Source organism: Lacrimispora amygdalina, assembly GCF_003432035.1.
Taxonomy (GTDB): domain Bacteria; phylum Bacillota; class Clostridia; order Lachnospirales; family Lachnospiraceae; genus Lacrimispora; species Lacrimispora amygdalina.
Genome location: NZ_QOHO01000005.1, coordinates 1 through 22,381, shown reverse-complemented (window position 1 = coordinate 22,381; position 22,381 = coordinate 1). Strand labels below are relative to the sequence as shown.

21 protein-coding genes and 1 tRNA gene are annotated in these 22,381 nt (G+C 41.5%); 18 read left to right on the top strand and 4 right to left on the bottom strand.

Going from position 1 to position 22,381, the window contains the following annotated elements; genetic code table 11:
* Positions 1 to 88 precede the first annotated feature (88 nt).
* From DS742_RS01200 to DS742_RS01150, 11 genes are all read left to right on the top strand, one after another.
* The gene (locus DS742_RS01200) at positions 89 to 502 is read left to right on the top strand and encodes an endosialidase (RefSeq protein WP_117415216.1); all 414 of its coding nucleotides are present in this window, start codon (positions 89 to 91) and stop codon (positions 500 to 502) included.
* Positions 503 to 581: 79 nt separating this feature from the next.
* Complete coding sequence (radA, locus tag DS742_RS01195; RefSeq protein ID WP_117415215.1) at positions 582 to 1,973, top strand: DNA repair protein RadA; 1,392 nt, start codon at positions 582 to 584, stop codon at positions 1,971 to 1,973.
* A gap of 203 nt (positions 1,974 to 2,176) precedes the next feature.
* Complete coding sequence (locus tag DS742_RS01190; RefSeq protein ID WP_117415214.1) at positions 2,177 to 3,532, top strand: ABC transporter substrate-binding protein; 1,356 nt, start codon at positions 2,177 to 2,179, stop codon at positions 3,530 to 3,532.
* Between the two features lie 96 nt (positions 3,533 to 3,628).
* A complete protein-coding gene (locus DS742_RS01185) occupies positions 3,629 to 4,483 on the top strand; it encodes a carbohydrate ABC transporter permease (RefSeq protein ID WP_117415213.1) in 855 nt (284 codons plus the stop codon).
* On the top strand, positions 4,483 to 5,307 hold the full coding sequence (locus DS742_RS01180) for a carbohydrate ABC transporter permease (protein WP_117415212.1): 825 nt from the start codon (positions 4,483 to 4,485) through the stop codon (positions 5,305 to 5,307). Before DS742_RS01185 ends, DS742_RS01180 begins: the two co-directional genes overlap by 1 nt.
* 82 nt (positions 5,308 to 5,389) lie before the next feature.
* Complete coding sequence (locus DS742_RS01175) at positions 5,390 to 7,126, top strand: sensor histidine kinase (protein WP_117415211.1); 1,737 nt, start codon at positions 5,390 to 5,392, stop codon at positions 7,124 to 7,126.
* 20 nt (positions 7,127 to 7,146) lie between these two features.
* Complete coding sequence (locus DS742_RS01170; protein ID WP_117415210.1) at positions 7,147 to 7,920, top strand: response regulator transcription factor; 774 nt, start codon at positions 7,147 to 7,149, stop codon at positions 7,918 to 7,920.
* A 17-nt stretch (positions 7,921 to 7,937) separates the two neighbouring features.
* Complete coding sequence (locus DS742_RS01165; protein WP_117415209.1) at positions 7,938 to 9,059, top strand: alpha/beta hydrolase family protein; 1,122 nt, start codon at positions 7,938 to 7,940, stop codon at positions 9,057 to 9,059.
* Positions 9,060 to 9,286: 227 nt separating this feature from the next.
* Complete coding sequence (locus DS742_RS01160; protein ID WP_170313327.1) at positions 9,287 to 10,219, top strand: ABC transporter permease subunit; 933 nt, start codon at positions 9,287 to 9,289, stop codon at positions 10,217 to 10,219.
* An 11-nt stretch (positions 10,220 to 10,230) separates the two neighbouring features.
* Positions 10,231 to 11,151, top strand: coding sequence for a carbohydrate ABC transporter permease (locus DS742_RS01155; protein ID WP_341457587.1), 921 nt, complete (start codon positions 10,231 to 10,233; stop codon positions 11,149 to 11,151).
* A 13-nt stretch (positions 11,152 to 11,164) separates the two neighbouring features.
* Positions 11,165 to 12,922, top strand: coding sequence for an extracellular solute-binding protein (locus tag DS742_RS01150; protein ID WP_205692726.1), 1,758 nt, complete (start codon positions 11,165 to 11,167; stop codon positions 12,920 to 12,922).
* 24 nt (positions 12,923 to 12,946) lie between these two features.
* Here the strand turns inward: DS742_RS01150 and DS742_RS01145 are convergent, their stop codons facing one another.
* A complete protein-coding gene (locus DS742_RS01145; RefSeq protein WP_117415207.1) occupies positions 12,947 to 14,509 on the bottom strand; it encodes a response regulator transcription factor in 1,563 nt (520 codons plus the stop codon).
* A gap of 3 nt (positions 14,510 to 14,512) precedes the next feature.
* A complete protein-coding gene (locus tag DS742_RS01140; RefSeq protein WP_147325714.1) occupies positions 14,513 to 16,318 on the bottom strand; it encodes a sensor histidine kinase in 1,806 nt (601 codons plus the stop codon).
* A 125-nt stretch (positions 16,319 to 16,443) separates the two neighbouring features.
* Between DS742_RS01140 and DS742_RS01135 the strand changes: the two genes are divergently transcribed.
* The 6 genes from DS742_RS01135 (at position 16,444) to DS742_RS01115 (ending at position 20,466) form a co-directional block, all read left to right on the top strand.
* Positions 16,444 to 17,037 (top strand): cysteine peptidase family C39 domain-containing protein, encoded by a 594-nt coding sequence (locus DS742_RS01135; RefSeq protein WP_117415205.1) that lies wholly within the window; start codon positions 16,444 to 16,446, stop codon positions 17,035 to 17,037.
* A 204-nt stretch (positions 17,038 to 17,241) separates the two neighbouring features.
* The gene (locus DS742_RS28675) at positions 17,242 to 17,409 is read left to right on the top strand and encodes a hypothetical protein (protein ID WP_170313326.1); all 168 of its coding nucleotides are present in this window, start codon (positions 17,242 to 17,244) and stop codon (positions 17,407 to 17,409) included.
* A 43-nt stretch (positions 17,410 to 17,452) separates the two neighbouring features.
* Positions 17,453 to 18,799, top strand: a complete 1,347-nt coding sequence (locus DS742_RS01130; protein ID WP_117415204.1) for an MATE family efflux transporter — start codon at positions 17,453 to 17,455, stop codon at positions 18,797 to 18,799.
* Between the two features lie 19 nt (positions 18,800 to 18,818).
* Positions 18,819 to 19,061: a carboxyl transferase domain-containing protein gene (locus DS742_RS01125; protein WP_117415203.1), complete on the top strand. Its 243-nt coding sequence runs from the start codon at positions 18,819 to 18,821 to the stop codon at positions 19,059 to 19,061.
* A gap of 7 nt (positions 19,062 to 19,068) precedes the next feature.
* Complete coding sequence (locus DS742_RS01120; protein ID WP_242996354.1) at positions 19,069 to 19,395, top strand: hypothetical protein; 327 nt, start codon at positions 19,069 to 19,071, stop codon at positions 19,393 to 19,395.
* Between the two features lie 201 nt (positions 19,396 to 19,596).
* Entirely contained in the window at positions 19,597 to 20,466 is an 870-nt protein-coding gene (locus tag DS742_RS01115) for a hypothetical protein (protein ID WP_117415201.1), read from the top strand.
* 136 nt (positions 20,467 to 20,602) lie between these two features.
* Here DS742_RS01115 and DS742_RS01110 read toward each other — a convergent pair whose 3' ends face one another.
* Positions 20,603 to 21,370 carry a phage tail tip lysozyme gene (locus DS742_RS01110; RefSeq protein WP_117415200.1) on the bottom strand — a complete coding sequence of 256 codons (768 nt, stop codon included), beginning with the start codon at positions 21,368 to 21,370 and terminating at the stop codon, positions 20,603 to 20,605.
* Between the two features lie 209 nt (positions 21,371 to 21,579).
* Positions 21,580 to 21,650 (bottom strand) — tRNA-Trp (locus tag DS742_RS01105).
* Positions 21,651 to 22,066: 416 nt separating this feature from the next.
* Between DS742_RS01105 and DS742_RS01100 the strand changes: the two genes are divergently transcribed.
* Positions 22,067 to 22,309: an HPr family phosphocarrier protein gene (locus DS742_RS01100; protein WP_117415199.1), complete on the top strand. Its 243-nt coding sequence runs from the start codon at positions 22,067 to 22,069 to the stop codon at positions 22,307 to 22,309.
* The last annotated feature ends 72 nt before the right edge of the window (positions 22,310 to 22,381 follow it).

Below are 22,381 nucleotides of genomic sequence, written 5' to 3'. Positions count from 1 at the left end.
ATTGCAATTCGTGTATAATAACTACAAGCGAAAGGATCTTTTCTTCGCCAACAGGGATAAGTAAAGAAAATACTAGGAGGGCAAACCGATGCCGGTAATTGAAGAATTAATCCGCACAGAAAAGAACGGTACAATCAGCTTTGGTAATTACAAATTAGGAACAAAGTCAAAATTACAGGATTTTGAGCACGATGGTGATTTATATAAAGTCAAGACATTTTATGAGATAACCAAGCTGGAGCGTAACGGAATGTTTGTATACGAATCCGTACCAGGGACTGCAGTGGAGATGTTTACAGTATCTGATGACGGTGTGGAATTTGATGTAGAAGGCGATAAGGATGCTCAGCTGACGGTCCAGCTGGCAGAAGATACCGAGTATGAAGTGTTTGTCGACGGCGCAGCAGCAGGCGGCATGAGAACGAACATGAGCGGGAAGCTGTCAGCCAGTGTGGAACTGAACGAAGGAACACCAGTGAAGGTAAAGATCAGCAGAAAGTAATGAAACTTTAGTCCGGGTCCGGCTCTTTTTCTGAAAGAGATTCGGACCCGGATTTTTCTTGTTTAACCAGGAGGTACCAATGGCGAAAGGAAAAACAACTGCATTTTTTTGCAGGGAATGCGGTTACGAATCGGCAAAATGGCTTGGCCAGTGTCCGGTCTGCCGTGAATGGAATTCATTTGTGGAGGAACCGGTATCAAAGGCAGAAGCTTCCGCAAAACGGGGGATTTCAAAGATCGCAGCTGACGGAGGGATAAGCGGGAAGATAAAACCTGCCAGACTGTCTGAGATTGTACTTGACGAACAGGACCGGATGAAAACCGGGTATGAGGAGCTAGACCGGGTTTTAGGCGGAGGTGTGGTAAGAGGCTCTTTAGTCCTGGTGGGCGGAGATCCGGGTATCGGAAAATCCACCCTTCTGCTGCAGGTATGCCGGAATCTGGCATTATCAGAGAAGAAGGTTTTATATATATCAGGCGAAGAATCATTAAAGCAGATTAAACTGCGGGCGAACCGGATCGGAGAAGTGAAGGGAGATCTGCTGTTTTTATGTGAGACAAACCTGGATCTCATAGAAACCGCCATTCATGAGGAAAAACCGGATGTTGTGATTATTGATTCCATACAGACCATGTTCCGGGAAGAGATCTCATCTGCTCCAGGCAGCGTAAGCCAGGTGAGGGAATCCACCAATCTGCTCATGCAGATCGCAAAAGGCAAAGGAATTGCCATATTTATCGTAGGCCACGTAACAAAAGAAGGCGTGGTTGCAGGTCCCAGAGTGCTGGAACATATGGTGGACACGGTTTTATATTTTGAAGGGGAGAGAAGTGCATCCTACCGGATCATCCGGGGAGTAAAGAACCGGTTCGGATCCACCAACGAGATCGGTGTTTTTGAAATGGTTGAAAGCGGACTGGCTGAGGTGAAGAATCCCTCTGAATTTATGTTAAGCGGAAGGCCGGAGGATGCTTCCGGGGCAGTAGTCGCCTGTTCCATGGAGGGAACAAGGCCCATGCTGATTGAGGTACAGGCTCTCATTACCCCCACTGCCTTTGGTATGCCAAGGCGTACGGCGGCAGGTACAGATTATAACCGGGTAAATCTTCTGATGGCAGTTTTGGAAAAGAGGGGACACTATGATCTGTCCCATTTTGATGCTTATGTGAATATTACCGGAGGACTTCGCATGAATGAACCGGCACTGGATCTGGCAATTCTTATGGCAATTGTTTCCAGCATGAAGGACAGGGCCATTGATTCCAAAACCATCATATTCGGAGAGGTGGGATTATCTGGAGAGGTGAGAGCAGTTTCCATGGCACAGCAGAGAGTAAATGAGGCAAAGAAGCTGGGATTTCATACCTGCATTCTGCCAAAGATTTCTCTGGAGAAGATGGGAACTGTTGAGGGGATTAAGCTGATCGGCGTGGAAAATGTAAGGGAAGCAATTGCTGGCATTTCAAATTAATGAAAGAAACAGAGAGCTTTAAAGGACAGCGTTTTGTATCTGCATTGCAGTTATAAAACCTGCCCTTTTTCGCTGTATGACTACAGAAAATGACAAGATATATAATAATACAGCTAAAAATTCATATATAATCTGACGCTTTCGTCTGCTAAAATATAACTATCATGCAACATTAAATATGATAGTTATTAGGAGGATGTATTATGAGAAAAACGTATTTTAAGCGGATCTCTGCTCTTCTGCTGGCCGGTCTGATGGCTGCATCTGCCACCGGATGCTCCAAAGGCAGCAAGGATGAAACCACAGTGGCAGCAACAGAGCAGACCACAAAAGCAGAGGTAAAGCAAACGGAAGACCAGAGCAAAACTGCAGGAGGGGATGCCGTAACACTGCGTCTGGTACACTATATGGGAGAGCAGTCCAAGCGAGATGCACTGGATGCCATGCTGGAAGCATTTAAAGCAGAATATCCAAGCATCAATGTTGAAGTGGAGGTAGTAGCTTCCTCTTCCTATATTGCTACTTATAAGAATTACATTGCAGCAGGAGAAGCTCCTGATATCATGTTCGGAAAACCCCAGACGATGAAGGAATTCGTAGATGGCGGATATTTCATGGATATTTCCAATGAAGAGTGCATGAAAAACGTTCTCCCTATGTTAAAGGATGAATGTACAGTAAACGGAGGCGTTTACGGGTTCCCTCTGGATGCACAGGTAAAGGCATGCTTCTATAATAAAAAGATGTTTAAGGAAGCGGGAGTAGAGGTTCCAAAGACCAGAGAAGAGTTCTTTAAAGTCGCTGATACCTTTAAGGAAAAAGGAATTAACCCGTTTATCCATCCATATAATTTCATTCATGGAGTATTCCATGAGTTAGACTCCTTCTTTACCTCCATGGCTGTGGGAACAGACAATAAGACGGTTTGGAGAGATTCCCAGGAGGGAACAAAAGAGTTATCTGATAACGCAGTTGTCAAAGATGCAATGGAGATGTTCTCCAAGTTTGCTTCTTATAAAGATCCGGGAGACACTGCTGTTGACCAGACCCAGGGAATTCAGAACTTCGCAGCAGGACAGAGACCGATGTATATGAACGGCGGATGGCTGATGGGTGATGTAATGGCTGCAAGCCCTGACGGAGAATTCGGTATGTTCCCCACCCCATGGTCTGATAAGCCGGAGGACAATAAGCTTTGGGTTGGTATTGATGATGTATTTGTGGTATCTTCCCAGACAGAGCACAAGGATGAAGTTATGGCATTACTGAGCTTTTTCGCTAACGAGCAGTCCTCAAAGATCTGGATGGAAACAGCAAAGCTTATGACAAGCAATGTGAATGTGTCAACGGATGATTCCGATGAGTTCATTAAAGAAATCAAATCTTACATCGATAACGATATGATAGTATCCAAGAGTCAGGTTCCGGATTATACATCTGAGTACAGCACCGCGTTCCGTACCAAACTTCAGGAATTTGTCACATTAGATGACAGCCAGCGTGATGTTGCCAAGTTGCTTCAGGACATTGATTATGAGATCGCATCCATTCGACAGTAATTTTTTGAAGAAATGATATAAATTCAGAAAGTCAGGGTGGCAGTGTAGCGGGAGCTATATGACTCCCTGGCTTTTTTATTCCAAGTTGGAGGCAGTATGAACCGAAAAATGAAAAAACAGCTTCAGGAGTTTACTTTTATTTTGCCTGCACTGGTTATGTTTACCATATTTGTAGCATATCCGTTTCTGCAGGGATTTCCCATCTCTTTTACCAAATGGGATGGCATGAGTCCTGTCAAGGCATATGTCGGGCTTAAAAACTATATCAGAATCTTTCAGGATGCAAATGTAACGAATGCCGTTAAGAATACCCTGCTGTTTACGGCTGTTACAATGGTTTTTTCCAATCTGTTCGGTTTGTTGTTTGCCCTGATGATTTCAAAGAAATCAAAACTGAATAACGTTTTAAGAACCTGTATCTTTATGCCCTACTGCCTCAGTCTGGTGCTTTCCTCTTATATCTGGCGATACGTTTACAGTGATGTGTTTTACGACAAATTTGGGATTGCCAGCCCGCTTGGAAGTACAGCCTGGGTTATGATTGGACTTGCTGTTATCTCTATATGGAGGGATGCGGGATACTGCATGGTGGTTTATATCGCAGCCATTCAGGGAGTATCAAAAGATTATTATGAGGCGGCAGAGCTTGAAGGTGCCACTTCCTGGCAGAAATTTAAAGCAATTACATTTCCAATGATTGCTCCCGCAGTTACCGCTAATTTTACCCTTTTGCTGGCATGGGGAATGAAGGTATTTGATTATCCCATGGCAGCCACTGCAGGCGGTCCAGGAAGAGCATCGGAAACGGTGGCAATGCTGATTTACAACAATCTGTTTACTTATTTTAAGGCGGGATACGGGCAGGCGATTGCAGTGGTGTTTACCATTTCTATTTTTGCAGTCAGCACGCTGGTTTCAAAAACCTTAAGAGCCAGGGAGGTGGAGATCTGATGAGTAAAAAAATTCAGAAATATTTGTCGGTGCTTATAAAGCTGGCAATGACGCTGCTTGTGATCAGTCCGTTTTATATTGCTTTGATTTATTCCGTGAAGTCGAAGCAGGAGATGGTAACAGACCGCCTGGCATTTCCGAAAACCATACACTGGGATAACTTTACCAGAGCCATTGAAACTTCGAATTTTGGACTGGCACTGAGAAACAGCCTTGTTACAACGGTACTGGCAGTTTTATTCATCACGCTGACCTGTACGATGGCTTCCTATATTATCGCACGAAAAAATAACCGGTTCTATAACCTGATCTACTATCTTTTTGTAGGTGCTATGATTATTCCGTTTCAGTCAATCATGACTCCGCTTTATATTGACATGACACGGTGGAAGCTGTTAAATACGCTTCATGGCTTTATTTTTGCAAAAATCGGATTCCAGATTGCATTTACAGTGCTTTTAGTATCGGGGTTTGTAAAAAGTATTCCAAAGGAATTAGAGGAAGCTGCAGCCATTGACGGTGCAGGCCTGTATTCCGTTTTCTTTCGGATTGTGTTTCCTCTGATGAAGCCCATTGTTCTGACTTCCATTGTTTTAAACGCGCTCAATGTATGGAATGATTTTCAGATGTCTCTGACGCTGCTTCAGCAAAAACAGGTCAGGAACATTCCCCTGACCCAGTATTTCTTTTTCGGAGAAAACAGCATTGAGCTGGGACTGGCATTTGCGCTGTTTATACTTTCTGTTATTCCTATATTAGCGCTGTATCTGATGCTGCAGAAATATATAATCGGAGGAATTACCCAGGGTGCGGTGAAAGGATGATGTTACAAAATCTGCCCCCGATCCGGCGTTGACATTCTTTTACCAAGTTGCTATAGTGGGAAAAGACAGGGGGGGGTATATTATGGAATCTGCAGAAAAACGGATTCATTTCAGAAAAACGCTTTATTTTAAAATGATTGCAGTAACAGCACTGCTGGGGGCCACATTTCTTCTTGCTCTCATATGTATCTATCATGTCACCTGTAAATGGTTTAAGACAGAACTGACCTATCAGTCCGATACATTGACGGAGCAGATTTGTAAAAATGTGGATATATCTTTAACGGAACTGATGGAAGGGACCATTCCCCTGACAGCCACTAACCAGCGTCTGACCCCGCTTCTTAGAACTGTGACCGGACCGGGCAAAGCAAATGACCCGTTTTTAAAGCCCAGAGTGAGAAAACAGCTGGAAGAAATGCTCAGCACCAATTATGACATCAACTGGATTTCTGTAGTGGATATGTCTGATACCGTATATCTGGCATGCCGGGACAGCAGACCAAAAGAGGGAAGACCTGCTGAAGAATCTGTGCTGAAGCTGTTTTATGATAATAAAGAGGATGTATCACACCGCCCTGGCAATACCATATGGACAAAAAGTACAAGCGAAGACGGAATTATCGTCATGCGGTATATGTTTGATGAAAATACCATGAAATTCAGCGGCTGTGTTATCGCAGAACTTAAAAATACTGTTTTAAAAGAGATTTTTCAGGATATAGACAGCAGTAAGGTAGGCAACTTTGCACTTTATGACATAAACGGCAATCTTTTATTTACAACCAGTGAAAGAAATTATCTACAGGCCGGTAGGGCGCAGAAAGAAAAAAAAGGCGGTTATCTATATGCCGAATACCAGATCAACCGGGGAAGAATTAAGATTGCTCATGAGGTAGACTTAAAGGCAAAAAATGAGCGGTTTTCTGATCTGCTTTATTTTATATCTTTTATCGGACTGTTTATCTTTGTACTTATTATTATTTTTTTATGGCTGATGTTCGGGAATATGGCCGGCAATCTCCGGATACTGCTGCGTAATATTACCCATGTATCAATGGGGAATTTTGAGCTGGAACCAACTTCATTTGTCAAAGGGGACCAGATGGACCTGATTTCTGAACATATCAGTCAGATGGCCGGCCGCATTCAGACCCTGATGGATGAGATCAGAAGTGCAAAGGAGATACAGCAGCAAAATGAATATAAGCTGCTGGAATTCCAGTATCATGAACTTCAGGCTCAGATTAATCCCCATTTTCTGTTCAATATACTTCAGTCGATCCATGGAATTGCACAGATTAACGGTGATAAACAGGTGAGCAGGCTGATCGGTCTGCTGGCCAGATTTTTCAGAAGAAACATAGAAAGAAGCAAAAACACCTGCAGCTTAAACGCAGAGATGGAATATATTAAAAACTATACGGAACTTTATAAAAATATCTATCCGGACAGGCTGGAAGTGGAATGGGATGTAGATGAATCACTTCTTGACATGATGGTGCCAAGCTGTATATTGCAGCCTATTGTGGAAAACTCACTTGTTCACGGAATGGAGCCGAAGATAGGGCTTTGCACAATCCGCATTTCCGTCTACAGTGAGGATGAACGGCTTGTCATAAAAGTATGGGATGATGGTCTTGGCATTCCTCCGGAAAAGCTTAAGACACTGTTTGAAACCAATGAAGCAAAAAAACGGATCGGGATTAAGAATGTGAAGGATCGGATTCAGCTGATGTACGGACCTGATTACGGTGTATGGATCGAGTCAGGATATCTTCGTTATACAGAAGTCAGGCTGGAGTTTCCTTTGCTTTAGTTAAGGGGAAGGGGATTGTTATGTACTCGGTAGTCGTCATAGATGATAATAAAATCGCAGTAACTGCAATTGTAAAATCAACCAACTGGGAAGCGTTTCATTGTGAGGTGACCGGAGTTGCCTATGATGGCATTGCAGGATTGGAACTGATTCATAAAAAATGTCCGGATATCGTAATTATTGATATTCAGATGCCGGGATTCAATGGACTGGATATTATTGAGAAGATCAAGGGGAAAAGGCCGGATATTCAGTTTATTATTATATCGGGATACAATCAGTTTGAGTATGCCCAGCGGGCAATCCGGTATGGTGCCAGTGATTTTCTTCTGAAGCCGGTAATGACGGAAGAATTGGAACAGGCACTGGAAAAAGCAGCCGGTACGCTTCTCAAAAAAGACCGGTTTGAAACGGAAAAAGTGCCGGATACGCTGGAAGAAAGAATCCGCTTTATCAGGCAGAAAAAACAGGAATATTCTACCGCAGTTTCAGAAGCGCTGGAATATGTTGACCAGCATATCCAGCATAATATCTCCCTGGGAGCTATCTGCCGGGAGCTGTTGATTTCCACCTCTTATTTCAGTAAGTGCTTTAAAAAAGAGACAGGGGTCGGATTCGTTAATTACGTTACCATGGTGAAAATGGAGAATGCCAGAATTCTTCTTAAAAACCCGCAGAACCGGGTAAATGAAGTGGCACATATGCTGGGATACCGTGATTACTCCTATTTTTTCCAGGTATTTAAAAAACAGTTTGGCTATGCACCCAGTGATATCAAACTTTACAGTAAGTGAGAAAGAAGGAGAAGCAGATGAAATTACCGGAAAATAAAAGAAATGTGCCCTCTGTTCTGACTTGTATGGATGGGACAGAGGTGACGGATTGGGAAATATGGGTGACGAAACGCAGACCGGAACTGCTTGAGCTTTTTAAAAGAGAAGAATACGGACGTCTGCCGGATATGAGTGATGTTAAGCTTCAAATCCGGGTGGCAGATTCCAGGCAGTCTGATGATATCCTGGAAGGCAGGGCGGTCAGAAAGACCGTAGAGGTTTTAGCTGTCCGAAAAGGAATCCATTTCAGTTTCTGTTTTGTTGTTTTTATTCCTGCTGATGCCGTAAAACCCGTTCCTGCTTTTGTAACTGTATGTAACAGAGGAATTAAGGACAGTGATCCTGCAAGGCATTTTTTAAGTCCGTTTTATCCGGTTGAGACGATTGTTTCAAGGGGATACGCCTGTGCTGCCTTCCGGACCCAGGAGATTTCCCCCGATTATGAGGAAGGTTTTACCACCGGATTTTCAAGGCTGTTCCCCGAGTTTGTAACGGACAGGCCCGACGATGCATGGGGAGCAATCACCGTATGGTCCTGGGCAGCAAGCCGGATTATGGATTACTTCGAGACAGAGCCTTTGATTGATGAAAAAAGAGTGGCGCTGGTGGGGCATTCCAGAGGGGGCAAGACTGCTCTCTGGGGCGCTGCACAGGATGAACGTTTTGCCATGGCTGTCAGCAGCTGTGCAGGTAACAGCGGAGATGCGCTTTCCAGAGGGGCAAAAGGGGAGAGGCTTAAAGATATTTTAACCCGTTTTCCTTACTGGTTCTGCAAAAATTATCAGAAGTACATAGATAAGGAAGAAACACTTCCTTTTGACCAGCATATGCTGCTTGGGTTAATTGCTCCCAGACTGGTTTATACCTCCTCCAAGACCTTCGATAAATGGGCGGATCCGGAGGGACAGTTTGAGTCCCTGGTACAGGCAGATCCGGTGTACCGCCTGTTTGGAATCGAAGGACTGGAGACCGATAGAAAGCCTTTGCCGGAGCAGCCGCTTTATCAGGGAAGGATCGGACACCATTATAAGACAGGGAATCATGATATGGATGAATATGACTGGAATTGTTATTTGAATTATGCGGATATTCATCTTTGAGAAATGACAAAAAATATATACTTATTGCACAAAAAACAGGGTGGAATCTGATTGTATGGATTTCTGCTCTGTTTTTGTGATTAATAAACTTGTGATACAGACAAACCGATACGCCTCGACCTCTAAAAAGTACAGCAGTTTTCCGCTGATTATGATGGTAATCGGAAAGTGCCCCCTTCGCTATAATGGTATTATTAAAGTAAGAAGCGCAGGGGGGAATGTGGACTATGAGATTATCGCCAGCCGGAAAAACTCCAAAAAGTACGATCCAGAGCCGCAGATTGTTCTATTGCATTGTACCATTTATCATTCTATGTTTTCTGTTTTCCTATTTTCCGCTTTACGGCTGGATTTACGCGTTTTTTGATTATAAGCCTCCGTTAAAGCTGTCCCAGTGTGAGTTTGTCGGCTGGAAATGGTTCACAACGCTGTTTGCTAACAAGACTCAGGTAGGGCAGATGCTACAGGTTATGAAGAATACATTTGCCATGAGTCTCCTTGGCATTGCAACTTCATTTCTGCCCATTGGATTTGCTGTTTTTTTGAATGAAATTCACTGCAGGTGGTTTAAAAATCTGGTGCAGACATTGACTACCCTGCCGAATTTTATAAGCTGGGTGCTGGTATACTCGGTGGCGTTTTGCCTGTTTACTGACAGTGGAATGGTCAATACCTTTTTCCTCAATCACAGGATCATTCAGGCGCCGATCAAATTTCTTGACAGTGATGCACATACGTATCTGTGGATGACGCTGTGGAATCTCTGGAAAGGGCTTGGCTGGGGAGCGATCATGTATCTGGCTGCTATTGCAGGGATTGATCCGGAGCTTTATGATGCGGCCCGTGTGGATGGCGCCAACCGGTTCCAGCTGATGAAGAGCATCACAATTCCCTGTCTGCTGCCTACGTTCTTTGTATTGCTAATGCTGTCCATAGCTAATTTTTTAAACAATGGTATGGACCAGTATTATGTATTTCAGAATTCTTTTAATAAGACTCATATCCAGGTGCTGGATCTCTACGTATATAACATCGGTATGACAGGAAGCAGCTTATCACTGGCAACAGCTGTCAGTATGCTTAAAAGCCTGGTCAGTGTCACCCTGCTGCTGATTGTAAATTTTGTTTCGAAAAAAACCAGGGGTGAAACCATTATATAGGAGGGAGAGCAGTGAGAGTAATATCTGAGAAACGAAAAAAGAACGAGCTGTGCGACAAAATTTTTTACATTGTCAACTATCTGATGTTTGGCATCATCACTCTGATTTGTGCATACCCGTTTTATTATATGATTATCAATACCATCAGCGCCAATGATTTAAGCGCCAACGGATTTGTTAATTTCCTGCCAAAAGGATTACATCTGGGAAACTACAAACAGGTGATGGGGCTGCGGGGACTTTCTGCAGCTGCGGCAGTTTCCATTGCCAGAACGGTATTAGGTACTGCATGTACTGTGTTTGCCTCAGCTTATTTAGGTTTTATGTTTACACAGGAGAAAATGTGGCACAGGAAATTCTGGTACCGTTTCCTTGTGGTTACCATGTACTTTAACGCAGGGCTGATTCCCATGTTTATTACCATGAAGATACTGCATCTGACCAATTCCTTCTGGGTGTATGTGATCCCCACCGTCGTACAGCCGTTTTATATCATTCTGGTGAAAACGTATATCGAGTCGATTCCAAAATCACTGCAGGAAGCAGCTGAGATTGACGGGGCTGGAATTTTTACAGTTTTTACAAAGATTATTCTACCAGCAGCACAGCCGATTATGGCGACTGTCGCCATTTTTGCAGCGGTTTCCCAATGGAACTCTTTTCAGGATACGTTAATCTATGTGACGGACCAGAAACTGTATTCCCTGCAGTATTTACTGTATACATACATTAATCAGGCCAGTTCGCTTGCAGCAATGGTGAGAAGCGGAGGGACAGGTGCAATAAGCGGAGCAGCTCTTGCAAGCCAGCAGACACCGTCCTCCATACGAATGACGGTATCGGTGATTGTAGTGCTGCCGATATTATTTATTTATCCCATATTCCAGAGATTCTTTGTAAAAGGAATCATGATTGGTTCCGTAAAAGGTTAGGAGGAGAGAAAAGATGAGAATGAAACAGATCAGTGTGATCCTGTGTGCGGCAATTTCAGTCACCGCCATTTTATCCGGATGCGGAAAAGAGGCAGCATCAGGAAACATGACAGGCAACAGCAGCTATGATAAATTCATCACTGTGGATGTGTTTGATACCCTTGCCAATTACCAGGGAATCCAGAGCGGATGGTTTGCAAAGATTGTGAAAGATAAATTCAATATGGAGTTAAATATCATTGCTCCCAATGTGGCAGGCGGCGGAGATACACTGTTTCAGACCCGTTCCGCTGCCGGCAATTTAGGCGATCTGATTATTACCAAAACCGAGAACGGACGTTTTGAAAATATGGTAAAAGCCGGACTTTTAATGGATATGGCTCCGCTTTTAAAGGAAAAAAATGTATATAAGGATTATGAAGATGCCATTTTAAATATGAATAAGGGATTGGAAAAGGAGGGCGTTTATGCCATTCCAAGCGAAATTTCCAGCCAGTCACCCAAGGTATCTGCAGAAGGAATTGAGCCTCTGGTAGCACCTTATCTTCGCTGGGACGGCTACAAGGCAATTGGTTATCCCGAAATGAAAACGCTGGAGGACATGATACCTGTGATGAAGAAACTGCAGGAGGAGATCCCGAAAAGTGATTCCGGTAAAAAAACCTATGCTCTTTCTCTGTTTAAGGACTGGGATGATAACATGATGATGATTGCCAAGAACTATGCTTCCTTATATGGTTATCAGGAAATTGGCTTTGTAATGGAAAAATACGATGGAAGCGATTTCCAGAATATCATTGATTCTGACAGTTATTATGTAAAAGCTCTGCATTTCCTCTTTGACGCCAACCAGGAAGGGCTGGTCGATCCGGAATCCACGACTCAGAATTATGATATTTTATCAGATAAGTATCGTGACGGGCAGGTGCTCACATCTTTATGGTCCTGGCAGGGACAGAGTTACTACAATACACGCGAACGCAAAGAGGAAGGAAAAGGCATTATGCCTGCTTTTATAGAAGATATGGCACCCTATACAGATGGCTGTTATTCCATGGGAAACGGCAAGGCCGTTATTGCCATTGGCAGTCAGGCAAAAGAACCGGAGCGTCTTGCGGATTTTATCGACTGGCTGTATTCTCCGGAAGGAATGGAGCTGGTAGGCCAGGCCAATGGTGCAGCCGGTCCCAAGGGTCTGACCTGGGAGATGAAAGACAAAAGGGCAGTTTATACGGATTATGGATGGAAGGCTCTTCCTAACAATGATGTGCCCGTACCGGAGGAGTGGGGCGGCGGCAGCTGGAAGGACGGTGTGAGCGCCTTAAATTACAAGCCGTTAGCAGTGGTGGATATTGATCCTCTGACAAATGAACCGTACCTAACCACAATGTGGAGCTCCGTGCTTGAGATGAATCATACACCGGTGGATACTGACTGGCAGAAATATGCACAAGGAGCGAAAACAACCATCGAATTACTGGAAAAGAGGGGGGCTCTTTCGGTGGCACCAGGTACTTCCTATATTCAGCCGAAGGAAAGCTCTGATATTACAACTTTGCGGGGACAGTGCAAGGCAGTAATCGTGGATGATTCCTGGAAAATGGTTTTTGCATCGAATGAGGATGAGTTTGATTCATCTTTGCAGCATATGCAGGATACCGTCCGCGGTCTGGGCTATGACCGGGTACTGGAAGTGGATCTAAAGAATGCAAAAGACCGCGCAGCAACGAGAAAAACAGCAATCGATGAATATAACCGCCGAGGCAAATAAGATAACTGCAAAGAGCAGTATGACTTACGGAGCAGACATTTTTATGTCTGCTCCGGCGTGCGTTCTCCGGTATTCCGCCGGGCTGATCCCGGTATATTTTCTGAACTTTTTATGGAAGTAGTCCACATTTCCATATCCCACCAATTGGGCGATTTCATATACTTTATAATTATCATCCAACAAGAGACGCCTGGAGTTTTCAATCCGCACTTCATCTAAGAAGGCATTAAAATTCCTTCCTGTGGTTTTGGTGAAAACTTTTCCAAGATAGGAGCTGTTGTAGCCAAACAGCTCTGCAATGGTACCCAGCTTTAAATCCTCCTGATAATTGTGACGGATATACTGACGGATATTATATAGTACACTGTCCCGGGTGGGAGAGCCAATGGCATTCATACACATCTCAAACTGCAGAGTGAAGAAACCCAGAATTTCGTAGAGATAATATTTCTCCTCAATTGTGTAAATGATAGCCGCATTATTGGGAAACAGTGTTCCCAGATTACCATAAGCGTAAATAATACTGGATTTTATCTGGATCATGATATCCGCCAGATAATGTCTGATATTTGAAATTTCCAGACTGGAACAGTAAAGAGCCTGGCTCAGCTTTTCCAGAACATTAAGCATCATATGGCGGTTTCCAGACTGTATGTAGTCCGACAGCTGTTGCGAATATGTATTTTCCATGACAAAACCCGTTCCCTGAGACTGAATTTCAACCGGCATATCTTTATAACACAGTACATGCTGGTTGAAGCTGCAAAAGAAGCGCCGTTTCATAAGCCGTTTCGCATCGTCGTAAGATATATGAATCTGTTCAATGGAACAGACCGGGCGCCCGTAAGTAAGAAATAAAGCGTCCAGAGGAGAGCCTTTTTGAGGCTGGCTGATGTAGTGGTCTGTAAGCTCTTCAAAACGTCTTAATGCAAAATCACCTTTTAAAATGATAACATTGTGGTTTCCGATCCGGACATAGTCCAGGGAATTGTGATTGTGGTTAGCCAGTCGCAGGATTCCGGCGAAATCCCAGGTGGATTGAGGGGATTCCTGATTATAGCTGGTATAGAGAACAACCTGATAAACCGGGGCATCTAACTGCAGATCATGGCAGTCAGGCAATGGGTAAGAGGCCTGATTATTAAGAATGTCACATAAAATAGATTCTCTCGCCCGATTCCGGTACTGTACCAGCTTTTTTTGTTTCCCCAGTTCTTCTGTGAGAAACTGTCTGGCGTCCAGCACCGCCTTTTCCAGCTCCTGTTCGTCAATGGGTTTTGTGAGATAGCTGGTAACCCCAAAGCGCATGGCTTCCTGGGCATAAGAGAAGTCTGAAAATCCGCTGATAATGATAAATATACCGGAAAATCCCTCCTCTTTTGCAAGCCTTACTACTTCCAGACCGCTTAAACGAGGCATGCGGATGTCCATCAGAACAACGTCAGGATGCAGTCTGCGGATCTGATCCAGGGTATCCTGGCCGTTTTTCCCTTCTCCGCAGATGGTAAAGCCAAGTGAAGACCAGTTTAACAGACAGCGGATGCCTTCTCTTACATCTATTTCATCATCAGCGATTATAATCTTCATGTTTTAAGCCCCTCCTGTATATTTTTGTGCCGGAATTACCACATTTACCATGGTTCCCATTGATTTTTTTGATTTAATTCCAAGACCGTACCCGGTTCCATAGCACAGTTTAATTCTCTGCTGGATATTATAAAGACCGATACCGCTGGAGGAGTCGCTGGGATGTTGGCAGATCCGCTGGCTCATCAGTTCCAGTTCCTTTGCTGTCATGCCGCAGCCATTGTCAAATATCTGAATGCGCAGTGCTTCGTTTACCAGGCAGATCTTCAGGATTATTTTTCCGTTCTGCTCTACATCCTCCAATCCGTGGAGAAGTGCATTTTCAACAATGGGCTGTAATAGCAGAGGCATAATCTGGTAATCCCGGAGATTTAACCCCGGGCATATTTTCAGGGAATAATTGACGCGGTCGTGGAATCTCAATTTCTGAATGCTTAAGTAAGTCTCAATATAATCCAGCTCCCTGGCAAGGGAGGTGACGGCAGTGGTGGTGTTTTCCAGTGCATAGCGCATGGATTTGCCTAAGAGCTTGATTGCATTTGCCACCTCTGTGTTGCCGGCTTTCAGTGAACGCATGCGTATGGTTTCCAGTGTATTGTAGAGAAAGTGAGGATTGATCTGGCCTGAGAGCATTTTAAATTCCATTTGCTGCTGTTTATTGATTAAGTCCCGGGTTTTAAGCTGTGCCTGATAAACGGAAGTTTCCTTTTCCAGTATCTCATGGATCATCAGTTTTAAATCGGAAAATACTTCAGAGATTTCATCTTCGCCCCGGAAACTGTCTGCAATCTCATAGTTTCCCTGACTGGCCCTGTGCATGCTTTCCCGCAGCGTGTTGATACGGAAACTGAAATAATGAGAGAAAGCACAGATAAATACACTGGTTATAATCAGCACCATTATCAGGATTGCAGTATAAATACCGGTAATCCGATTGAGATATGGATAGCCATCATAGCTTAAGGAGGCCATGTAAAAATTGTCTTCGCTGCAGACAGCAGAGAGTGACGAAATGCTGCCGATAACCTTTTCATTTTCTAACTCTATTTTTCCTGTATAAGTGCCGGTTCCTCTGGCATTATTGCCGTACCTCTCTAAACCGGGAGTTTTCATCTGCCTGTCACTGGTATAAAATATGCCGTCGTCATTGAGCCATATGACAGTATGCATGGAACTGTTTTCAATCCGGTTGCGGATGTGATTGCTGCTGATTGTAAGTTTTAATATGGCATAACTGTGAATCTGGGGCAGAAAGATACGGGTATACAGACAGAGATTCTGCGTTTCAGTGCCGTATCGCTCACTTTTCTCCAGCTCCTCTGTCCAGAAAGGAGTCACGGAGGAGGAAGCATGTTTAAACCAGGGCTGAGCCTGGATACTGTTTGTTATGGGATGGATGCGCGGGCTGTCTGCTATGGTGGGATTCCAGGTATATACGGCGATGTCGCGGAGAGAGGCATCACCGGAAAGAAGTGTTTCCAGTCCATGATAAGCACTCATGGCTGTTTTGCTGGCGTTTTGGGATGGGTATGTGGTATTTAAAAGTGCAATCAGATCCGGATCTGAGACCAGTGTCTGGGATTTGTTGTAGATATTGCCTGTCAGATCAAGAATCAGGGATTTTACCCGGAGATTATCGGAATAAGTCTGTTTGGAATAGTGATCAAACAACTGGGTCCGGGTATGATAAATCAGGTAGCCTCCCACCGTTGTTACAGGAATGAATATAGCAATAAAAAAGAACAGGTACAGCTGCTTTAGCACCTTCACCCGGGTAAAAACATCCATAAACCGTTTCCCGTTTATCATACCCACCCTTTACCCCCGATCCATACTATTATTATATTATAACGTTTTTGGCAGGGAAAGTATAACCTGATAACAGATATTCGCATATATATAAATAAAATAATATTTGTGCGGGAAGTACTTTTATGTCGAATTCAAAAGATTTTATTGCTGATCCGGTTTTCAAAAAATGCTGTAAGAACTTTATTTTTACACCGCTTTGTTATCAGGAGACAGAATATACATGCGGTATAGCGTGTTTACAGTCTGTTTTAGCACGTTATGGTATGTATTACAGACAAAGTTCTTTGGCTGATGTTCTAAATTCCCAGCCAATTTTAGGGACGGACTATAAAAGTATTCTATACTTTGCAGAGTTACTTGGCTTAAAGGCAACCATGCAAGAAAATTTATGTATTGATGAACTCATGAATTATATTGATATAGGAATAACTCCAATCCTTACAATCCAGGCATGGCGTCTGGAAGATGATATCGATTATTCCTGTGATTGGAAGAATGCGCATTACATTATTGTTTGCGGCTATTATGACAATGGTTTTTATATTATGGATCCTAATATACTTGGTAATTACGCCTGTCTGACGTTTTCGGACTTGATGAAACGATGGCATGCAGTTGACAAAGACAAAGTCCGCCATATCCAAAGCGGATTAATCATACACTATGAAAACTGTCCTGTGAAGTATAATCCGGAAACCATTAAGTATGTCAGATAAAAGGTTTAGCTGAAATCCTTTGTGTTTACAAAGAATTTCAGCTACTTCTTTTGATTGGTAAGAAAAGAAATACGACTAGAATAGCAAATTTTATTCCTTCTGTTTACATTGATAATAAGAAACTGGGTGGTTTTATCCGGCCATTTATTGAAATTGAGAATTGCAACAATAGCGGGGCATTTAAAACAATTAGGAAATAAGGATGTGGAAAATTTAGACTTGAATGTGGAAGCCCCTTACTATTTTCTGAATAGTCAATATTTTACTGAAAAATATACAATCATAAAATCCAGATATGATATACTAAAAGTAAATGCAGATTTGGATGTTTATGTTTCGCCATTTTCGGCAGTACTTGCATATAAGAGATAGATTTTTAAAATACAGATATTGAGAATGTTGGAGGAAAATTAAGGTGGAAGACGATTTAGATGTAACATCAGGTAGTATTATAAAGATATTTATCAAATATGCCATACCTACAATACTTGGAATGGTGGCAATTTCATCAGCATCGATTGTAGATGGTATATTTGTAGGACGCTTTATTGGTTCTAACGCATTGGCTGTTATTAATTTAATTGTTCCATATGTATCTTTGCTATTAGGTGTTATAACTATGCTGGGAGCTGGAGGATGCGTTCTTTGCGGCAAACTTATGGGTGAGAAAAAAACAGAAGATGCATCCAGAACATTTTCTAAATTTATTCAGATAATGTTTCTATTAATACTGATACCCTGGGTAATCGTTTTAATGTTCCCGTATCATGTTGCTTATCTGCTTGGTGCAGATAGCAGTGTCGCTGATAATACTGTTACATATTTAGTAAATTATACTTATTTTTTACCATTTCAGCTCATGGGGATTGGACTCAGTTTTTTTTCAAGAGTGAATGGCAGACCCGGCTTAACTTCCTTTGCATTGCTGTTAAGTGCAGTGATGAATGTGTTTCTTGATTTTATATTTATAGTTTTATCTGGTCTTGGAATAAGAGGAGCTGCATTTGCTACTGGTTTATCACAATCAATGACATTTTTTATTCTGTTACCTACATTTTTTAATAAAAACAGTGCTCTTAAGCTTATAAAGCCGGTAAAATTCTCTAAGGATATATTATTCTCAATATTTAATGGTATATCAGAATTCCTGAATGAAACTTCAAGCGGAATTGTTGCATTTGTATTCAATCATGTACTAATGAGACAATCCGGCGTCGATGGCGTAGCTGCTTTTACGACGATAAACTTTTTTTTGTATAGCGGCTGTCTTATTAGTTATGGTGTAGTAGCTTCCATGAATGGCCCCATTAGTATTAACTTTGGTGCCCAAAAATTAAAAAGAGTAAACGGGTTTCTAAAAGTTTCTATTTTATTCAATCTGATCATGGGGGCGTGTATTGCTGCTGCATTATATTTCTTTGATGATTTATGGGTCAGTATTTTTTTAAAGAACAAAGCGGCTCATATTAGTGAGCTTGCAGTTACATATATTGGACTGTTATGGCCTGCTTTCTTAATCAGCGGATTAAATATAGTGATTACGGGGTATTTTACAAGTACGTTAAAACCAGGATTGTCATTTATCTTTTCTGCGCTACGGTCATTATTATTACCAATACTGTTCATTCTGGTATTAAATTCTATATTTATGGATGAGAAAGTGTTCCTGTCAATACCGATTGCAGAGCTTTTGACATTACTATTGTGTTTGCTTTACTTTTTTATTAAAACCAGGATAAAGGAGAGACAGGTATTCAGATGAAAAAGGAAGAAGTGGTAGAATGGCTTATAATATTATGAAACAGCATGCCAGATTCAAGCTGCATGCCATAGAACGGTTAAATCTGCTGCTGGATAAAGAAAGTTTTTGTGAGATTGGAAAAGATGTAGCAGAACATGGGGGGACATATAGTGATTCAGAGTTTCCCTATGATGGTGTGATTACAGGTTATGGTTATATAGAGAAACAATTAGTCTTTGTTTATGCCCAGGATTTTACGATATGCGATTTTAAATGGCGGTAACAGAAAAGTGATTTTATGTGAAAGGGGAATACGTACTACAGAGAACTATACCAGAAATACACTGGATTTAAGTGCAGTAGCCGCAATAAAAACTTTATCTTATCTGCCAGTGATCGTGGATCCGTCACATGGAACGGGGAAACGGGAATTAATTGAAAAGATGTGTCTTTGCAGCATAATGGCTGGCGGTGATGGAATTATGGTAGAAGTCCATGATGCCCCTGATACGGCACTAAGTGACGGTGATCAGGCTTTATTGCCAGGTAAATTTAAAAATATAGTTGAAAAAACAGCAATACTGAATCCATTATATAAGAACATGTATGCATCGTAAATATGTTCTATACTGATTATACAAAACCAATTGTCAATTTTTGGAATATTTTCCCTGTAGACATATGATATAATTCTTTAGTGAAGTATCAAGAAGAGAAAAACTTTGGTTTAGAGAAAATGTAGAGGAAACAAGTACCTAGGCTAGCCATCGCGCTAGCGATTTGGTACAATTTGTATCTATTTGAGTGGAGGTATTTTAATGTATAAGAAAACAATTCTTTTAAGTTTTATAATGATATTTTGCTTTTTTATTGTAAGTTGTGGAAAAAAGGCAGTAAATGATGAAACGCAAGCTTTAATAATTGAACAGGAGTCTGAGACTACAAATAATACAGATGAGTCGCAGAATGCGAATAATACAGATGAGTCGAAAACTGCGAATAATGCAGATGAGTCGCAGAATGCGAATAATATTGATAAGCCACAAGCTGCTGATCAAAGTTACACGATATCGATTTATACAGATGCACCCAATAAAAATAGTTCAATAAAAATTCAATATCCAAATTTCATTAACAATGATACGCTAAATACACTGGTTTATGATAAAGTAAAGAGTTTTGCAAAAATTGATCCATCATTATTCTCAAGTGATGCCAGCCTGACTGTTGATTATCAGTCTGCAGTTACGCTGCAAAACGATAAAATAGTAAGCATTGTATTTTGGGGAACAAGTTATATCGAAGGCGGTGCATATTCGGTTAATGATCTAATCACGCTTAACATAGATTTACAGTCTATGAAAGAGATTACCATTAAAGATTTGTATACAACAAATGCTGAGTTTGAAAAGGTGTTTTTTGATAAAGCTTTTTTTCCTGCAAATCCAATAACTTCATATGATGAAGCCAGTTTCCCGGAAATGCTCAAACTTCAATCACCGGAATATCAAACAGTGGACCCTTTTGCAATAGATGATAACATTTCCTGTTTTCTTAAGCCTGATGGCGTTGTGCTGAGTATGCCTGCTGTACATGCAACTGGAAGTGATCACTTCGAAGCTCAGCTTAAATACAGCGATATACAGCAGTTTTATCTGCCCAAACAGAATTATTGGGAAGATAAATAATGATCACGGGGCACAATTTGGATACTCATGCTCAGGTAAGGTCCTGGAATATTAATAGGTATTGATAAAACAACGATTGACTAAGGATTTGCTCTTGGTCAATCGTTGTTTTAGAGTATCATGTAATCTGGTGCCTTTAATTCAATGTATTATACCAATGTGTTGCCTGATTACCCCGCGTCTCATCCTGGGAAGCATTTTTTGGTTTTTCGTAATTATGCAAAAAAGCACAGGCCAGGTAATATGCACTTTTTGTAGATTGAGTGAATTGTGAGAAAGTCATATTATAATTAGAAGTAGAAGTAAACTGAATATTTTCGCGGACCTCATACAGAATACGTTTCAATTCGCTATCCATATTAGCTATCGTCAGATTCTTGCTATCAGCCCAATCTCTATATTTTGTTGCCGGAGTCCACTGGACTAAACCAAACCCCCCTTTCAGGTTGTTTTCCTTTAGACTTTGCCAAATACCTGGATTAATTGTACTTTCTGTCTGCATATTTCCAAGCATACCACAGACAGCATTTTTGGTCCAACCCTTATTCCGTAAATAATTAAGAATGTATTGAGCATTTACGGTCATTTGTTTCGTTGTTAAATAACTATTACTGCAATATGTTGAACCATCACCTGAATCTGCTGCATCAAGGGCTTTAAGGGTAGCTTTACCTGCCTTGCCATCTATGGTAAGACCTTTGGCTCTCTGGAAATTTCTAACAGCAGTATCTGTACCACTGCCGAATTTACCATCAGGAGTACCACAGTTGTATCCTGCAGTATTTAGTTTTCCCTGCATTGTTTTTACGCCTGCGCTGTAACGAAGTTTATCATCCACCATGTAATAGCCGGTACCTGAAAGCACCTGCGCATATGTGTATCTTGAGTTATCATAATCTGCCATAATTTTTTTCTCCTTTTTTATTTTATTGAATTTGCAAATTCAATAAATAAAAAGAAGAGATTTCCTAAAATGTAAACAATGATCTTAGATTAAAGAGTGCCTCTTATCGAAATACTAATTAGTACCTTGTTTATACTATCAGAAAAAAAAGCCTGTAAAATCATCGCATTTCAATGATTTCCAGGCTATATGCAGGGCTTATAATTTAGCAGGGGAAGAGGGGCTCGAACCCCCATTTACGGTTTTGGAGACCGTTGCTCTACCATTGAACTATTCCCCTAAATGGTCAATTTGTGTGCTCACCCGAGCACTTTGAAAGTATAGCATAGAACATTTTATATTGCAACAGTTTTTTGAAAAAAATAAAAAATTTATTCTGCTGTTCATAAATGAATGTTTGTGGTAATATTAACCTATGAATTCGCTTGCGTGGCAGGCGGTTTGTTTGGCGTTTTTGATAAAAATATAACACAAAAACCGTGAAATTGAATTAGTAAAAAAGGGCGATGCAAAGATAATTCCTTATATAAAATTTGTCTTAGTAAAAAGATGCTTAATTTTTGCGGACTTTTTTAGCGAAAATTACAAATAATGCACAAAAACAGGCAATATAATCGGATATGAAACAGAATTTGACAAATGACGTCAAACATGTTATAAGTACTTCATAGCTATTATAGAAAAGGGAGTCTGCTTATGAAACAGTTTAAGATTATGTTGCCAACAGTTGCTGAGGCCAAAAAGTTTGTTGCTGCTGCTTCCAGGTGTGATTTCGACATAGACGTTTTTTACAATAGAGTTCTTATTGATGCAAAGTCTATATTAGGTGTTTTAAGTCTGGATTTATCCAAGATTCTTACTGTCCAGTTGAATGGAGAGGATAAAGAATTTGAAAAATACTTAAAAAAATTAGCTCCGGAGAATTGCTCAGCAGCATAAACGATAAAGCAGCGTAAAAGAGGAAATTGCAGCCGTATGGTCTGCAGTTTCCTTTTTTTGTATCTCGGTACA